The 5,513-nt window shown below is 39.3% G+C and carries 4 protein-coding genes and 2 pseudogenes; 5 read left to right on the plus strand and 1 reads right to left on the minus strand.

All coding sequences use genetic code 11. The features are described 5' to 3' along the window. Positions 1–254 precede the first annotated feature (254 nt). Both QUA07_RS29465 and QUA07_RS30185 read left to right on the plus strand, forming a co-directional pair. Positions 255–911 (plus strand): IS630 family transposase, encoded by a 657-nt coding sequence (locus QUA07_RS29465; RefSeq protein WP_333332698.1) that lies wholly within the window; start codon positions 255–257, stop codon positions 909–911. Positions 912–995: 84 nt separating this feature from the next. After that, positions 996–1,232, plus strand: a pseudogene (locus tag QUA07_RS30185) (transposase); the annotation flags it as partial. Between the two features lies 1 nt (position 1,233). Here the strand turns inward: QUA07_RS30185 and QUA07_RS29470 are convergent. Continuing rightward, positions 1,234–2,481 (minus strand): ISL3 family transposase, encoded by a 1,248-nt coding sequence (locus QUA07_RS29470; protein WP_333332707.1) that lies wholly within the window; start codon positions 2,479–2,481, stop codon positions 1,234–1,236. A gap of 277 nt (positions 2,482–2,758) precedes the next feature. Between QUA07_RS29470 and QUA07_RS29475 the strand changes: the two genes are divergently transcribed. The 3 genes and pseudogenes from QUA07_RS29475 to QUA07_RS29485 all read left to right on the plus strand — a co-directional run bounded on the left by QUA07_RS29475 (position 2,759) and on the right by QUA07_RS29485 (position 5,188). Next, entirely contained in the window at positions 2,759–3,217 is a 459-nt protein-coding gene (locus tag QUA07_RS29475; protein WP_333332701.1) for a hypothetical protein, read from the plus strand. After that, a pseudogene (locus QUA07_RS29480) lies at positions 3,208–3,396 on the plus strand (transposase); the annotation flags it as partial. The gene QUA07_RS29475 and the pseudogene QUA07_RS29480, both read left to right, overlap by 10 nt. Positions 3,397–3,433: 37 nt before the next feature. Then, on the plus strand, positions 3,434–5,188 hold the full coding sequence (locus QUA07_RS29485; RefSeq protein ID WP_333332704.1) for an ATP-binding protein: 1,755 nt from the start codon (positions 3,434–3,436) through the stop codon (positions 5,186–5,188). Positions 5,189–5,513: the final 325 nt, after the last annotated feature.

The following is a 5,513-nucleotide window of genomic DNA, read 5'->3' on the forward strand; positions in this document are numbered from 1 at the left end:
TTCGGCTCCGAGTTAACAATTTTTCTTAATTTTACATCATCTTGCATTTGTCTCACATTTATTTGAAATTACTATAAAACGTGCGAACATCTGTGAAAAGCGTTAGGGCGATCACGTGAAAATCGACCGGCACGGGCAAGCACGGGTACTAACTCAATCCGAGATTCGGTTGTTGTTCTCGGAGGGGTTGCAAACTGATACCAATTCACTATGAAGGTACACTAAATTTATGCTAAAAGTAGAGGCTCTCCAATATGGCCAACAAATTTAAGGTAGAAATCCAGGAAACGGTTGAGGAACTAGAGCATCGACTCGAACGGGCTATAACCGCAGTAAGTAAAGAAAAATTACTGCTATTATACTGGATTGCCACAAAAAAAATCAAAACAAGAGAAGAATTAGCCACGATGCTGAAGCGAGACTCTTCAACAATATATCGTTGGTTAAGAGCTTACAAACAAGGTGGAATTACCTCATTGCTCACAGTTAAAACAGCTCCCGGGAATACTCCACATATACCACCGGAAGTCAGAGAAAAATCAATCAAAAAACTGCAAGAACCACAGGGAGAAACAAGTTATGGCAAATTACAGCTCTGGCTCGAAAAAGAGTGCGGAATTAAAGTGAGCTATAAAGTGGTACATGACCTAGTTCATTATAAATTGAAAGCTAACCTGAAAATCCCAAGACCCCAAAGTAACAAAGCGAACGAAGAAGTGCAGGCAAGCTTCAAAAAAAAACTATGTGAGCTCATCAAAGTAATGATTAAATATTTCGGGAAATCCAATCCTGTAAGGATATGGTGTCAGGACGAGAGTAGATTTGGATTGATTACTATGCAGGGCAGAATGATTACATTAAAGGGGGTAAAACCCATTGGAAAAAAGCAATGGAGACGAGGAAATTTCTAGGTTTATGGAGTTGTAGAGCCATCAGCAGGTGAACAATATTATCAACAATTTTCTCAGCTTAATTACAACTGATTTCAAGAGTTTTTAAATGGATTTGCCCAAAAATACTCAGACTCTTTCAATCTAATTATAATGGATAATGGTAGCTTTCATAAAGCTCTGTTATTAGACTGGCATGACCATATAATGCCAATATATTTACCTGCCTATAGTCCTGAATTGAATCCGATTGAAAGATTGTGGTCACATACAAAAAAAGACCTCAACTGGGAAAATTATTCTAGTTTAGATAAACTGGTTCTTCAGTATCTAGTATGCTAAACTAACAATTAAACTGCCAAGTAAGCAAACATCTAACTCGAAAGTTTTCAAAGTTTCTAAATCCGTAAGCAGAACGTTTAATCAACTTGAGCTTATTGTTGATGCCTTCAACCACACCACTCGTAGTCTTATAATCAAAGTAAGCAATAATCTCATCTAGCCAACGAATAATAGTGTTCTGACTATCGGGAAAATATTTTTTTGCTCCTGATAGCCATCTTCCCAGTTTAAATAAACCAACCAACCAATTATTAGTCTGTTCAAAAATATTTCTGAGCTTTTCTTTTACTTCAGGCATGAGCTTGAGAGTAGGAGATACATCTTTAACTTGCACGAGTTTAGTTTTTTGCTCTTCACTCAGGTCTGTTTCGTTCTTCAGCAACACATATTTACTTTTCTTCAATCCTTCTAAAACTCTCTCCTGCTCGACTTTTTCTTCTGAAGAGCCTGCTTTTTTAATTAAATCTTCTATCTGTCTTCTCTCGCGCTTTCTTTCGGCGTCTAATTCCCTGTTTATTTGTGCCATTACATGAAATCTGTCGGCGACTACTTGAGCATTTGGCATTAAGTCTATTACTAAATTTTTATAACCTTTCCATAAATCTATACTTACTTCTTCTATTTGCTCTAATACCTCTTTTCCCCACTCCAAGAGGACTTCCCTAATTTCTTCTTGTTTTCTTCCTGGCAACACCCCGATTAGCTTAGACTTCTCTAAATCTATTAATACTGCACAGTAATTCCCTTTTCCTTTAATTACAGCTATTTCATCAATCCCTAATCTCTTCAACTCGCTAGGCTTGGCTTTCAAGTATTCTTTCGCTGCGTCTTTCAACATCCTTTCTATTTCTTCTGTTGTCACTACTCCTTTTTTGGCTACGCTGTGGATATCGTTCTCTAACACTTCTTGAATTATTTTCCTAGCTAGCCGTTTCGTATAGCTTCTTCTTTTTCTGACCAACTCTAACTCTTCACTAAATGGCTTGCCACATTTTTCACATTTAAACTGTCGTCTGTTAATCTCTAAAAATACGAAGTTCTCTCCCCAAGGTACATCTTTGACTAGGTATCGATGATTTTGATGTAATCTATGGCTTTTTGTCCCACAGCGGGGACAGCTACTTTCCTTTCCAATTTGTTCGAGCTGTAAAATTATTCCAATCCCTTCATGCTGGCGATGTGAGATTACTTTTATTCCCTCTATATTCAACAGCTTTGTTAAAAACTTTATCTCATTTTTCGTTCTCATGCCTGTTAAACCCACCTAACCCCTCTAGCTTTGGCTTATATTTAATAATAAATGAGCTTCTTCTGTCAACCCGGGTAATGACTCTACCAAATATTTTGCTAGCTTCATTTGTCTTTCTTTCCTGGCGCGAGCTATTCATTTAGCATATTAACTACTGAAGAGCCGATAAACTCAAAGAACAGGTAGATATAATTATCAAATCTCTCACGAATGAAGAAGTTTTATCTCTCTGTGGTTGGGACTATATCCTTGAAGCTATATTAAGTGCAGGTTCATAGTGAATTGGTATGACCACGATCGCGCTCTTTTTAGCGTCTGCCTCTACACCGCTGCCCGGATTGCCGAAGCCTGCACCCTGCGAATTGCCGACGCCTACACCCCAGAAGGGGAAGTGCGCTCGGACATCATCTTTAGAAAAGCCAATACTAAAGGCAAGCTGGCAACGCGCTGCATTCCAGTCATTGAAGACCTGCGAGTGTTACTCGTTCGCTACCACCCAACGCCAGGCCAACCCCTTAATAATCGTGCAGGAAGTGAGCGGACAAAGGAATTTAGAGCAGTTGCAAAGGTATCTGGAAGTCAAGCCGGAACAGATCAGAGGAGCTGTGGCCAGTCTCTCTATGTTGAGTCATGGCAACATCGAAATATCTCTATTTCCCGATCTAAAGCCAGAGTCGGAAACTTTGGGGGAATTTTTTTCGGTAGCAACGATAGAGTGGGGTACGAGTGGATGTGATTGAGCGGACATCAAAGGAATTTGAGATTTTGCCTAAGCGCTGGATTGTCGAGCGTACTTTTGGCTGGCTCAATCAGTTTCGACACTTGAGTAAGGACTATGAACTATACACCCAGACCAGTGAAGCGATGATTTACGGGTCGCTCATCCGTTTGATGACCCGCAGGCTGTCTGCTTAATCTTTTGTTTACAAATTAGCTCTAATATAATAAGAACGTGAAAATCAGGTACTTACCCTATCTAGCAGCCTTTTTAACAGCGACGCTCGTTTTAGCGGTCGCCCAGCTATTCATTCGTTTAGAAAACGAACATTTCCAGCAGGAAAACCGCGTTGCTGTACTAGACCAGCTTAGCACGGTGAGAGCTAAGCTTGAAGGTTCTTTAAACCAGCGATTATTTGTAATGCAAGGTTTGGTAGCTTATATTTCAGTAAGCAATCCAAATATTAGCCAAGCAGAGTTTGAAAATTTGACTAGAGTTATCTTAGCCAAGCAACCCGGTATTCCTAGCGCTGCATTGTTCAAAAATTCCCTTGCAACCCATCTTTATCCTTTAGCAGGTCAAGAAGATGCTTTAGGATTTGCACCCCTGAAAATACCAGAAGAGAACAAGCCATTTCAAAGAGCAATTAATACTAGAAACACTGTAGTTTCGGGACCAGTTAAATTAATCGAACAGGGTAACATGGCTTTGATTACTCGTACTCCAATTTTTCTGAGTCCTGTGGGCAAACCTCCTGAAAGCGGTCGCTATTGGGGAATGGTAAGCATTGGTATTGATTTGAATATTTTATTAAAAGAAGCGGGACTATTAGACTCATCTGCCAAGCTTAAATATGCGATTCGGGGAAAAGATGGATTAGGCGCTGCGGGAGAAGTATTTTTTGGAAATGCGAAGGTTTTCCAGCGATTGCCTGTTACTTTAGAAGTAACTTTACCTAATGGATACTGGCAGTTAGCAGCTATTCCCAAAGATGGCTGGATTGAGAATTCACCTCTTTTAAAAGGGTTGTGGATAGCTTCTACTTTCAGTGCTATATTAGCTGGAACTGCAATATTTGTTTTGGTAAGTACGCCCGCAAAACTAAGAGAAAGAGCTTTACAGTTAGAATCTCTTTTGGATGAACTACGACGTACCCAAACAATGATGATTCAAGCTGAAAAAATGTCGAGTTTGGGTCAGATGGTAGCAGGTGTAGCGCATGAAATTAATAATCCAGTAAACTTTATCCACGGTAATATTAGTTATTCCAGCGAGTATGTAGCTGATTTAATTCGTTTGTTGGATTTGTATCAAAAATACTATCCCGAACCAGCCAAAGAAATTAAACTAGAAGCTGATAATCTCGACTTAGAATTTTTAGTTAAAGACTTACCAAAAACTATCAATTCGATGAAAGTTGGAACCGAACGCATCCAGCAGATCGTCCTGTCATTACGTAATTTTTCGCGTTTAGATGAGTCAGATCGCAAAAAAGTAAATCTCCATGAAGGCATTGATAGTACGCTATTAATTTTGCAAAATCGCTTAAAAGCTAACTCACATCACTCGGAAATTAGAATTGTGAAAGAATATGGAGATTTACCAGCAATCGAGTGTTATGCAGGACAATTAAACCAGGCTTTTATGAATTTAATTAACAACGCGATCGATACTTTGGAAGAGAAGCTGTCGTTGCCGAATTCTAAGGATATATATTTCATTCCGACGATTCAGATTGCTACTAAAATTGAGGGCAAAATGGCCGAAATTCGGATTTCAGATAATGGATCGGGAATGAAAGAAGAAGTCCGACGGAAAATATTCGATCCATTTTATACTACTAAACCAGTAGGCAAAGGTACGGGAATCGGCTTATCAATAACTTACCAAATTATAGTAGAGAGACACGGCGGAAAAATCGAATGCATCTCCGAACCAGGAAAGGGAACGGAATTCGCCATCGCTATTCCTTTAACTAATAAAAATTAGTTGCAAAAATTAGGTTGGCAATACTTACGCTCTTAGATAAAACTGTTTTTAGACGTAGCGGAATCCTACTTAGGGCTTGCTGAAAAAGCCTAAAACCCTTACATCAAAAGACTTTGGCTCCTGACGGGGCTGATCGTGTGTAAGATTATGAGCTAAAATTAGTCAAAAGCCTAGTAGAGCATCACTTTCGTAATGTACCGAAAAGTTGACCCAAGCCCAAACCCACCATCGGGAGCATGTCAATGAAAGCAGTGAGTAATTATACTTATGAAGTTTTTCCCTGATTTCCAATTAACCCGTTCAAGTAAGCACAACTCGGAGCTAA

Source organism: Microcoleus sp. T3_A4, assembly GCF_036700465.1.
GTDB lineage: Bacteria > Cyanobacteriota > Cyanobacteriia > Cyanobacteriales > Microcoleaceae > Microcoleus.

Bases quoted from the DNA above. Each gene is read 5' to 3' on its own strand.
- QUA07_RS29465 (WP_333332698.1), top strand. From the start codon at position 255: ATGGCCAACAAATTTAAGGTAGAAATCCAGGAAACGGTTGAGGAACTA.
- QUA07_RS29470 (WP_333332707.1), bottom strand. From the start codon at position 2,481: ATGAGAACGAAAAATGAGATAAAGTTTTTAACAAAGCTGTTGAATATA.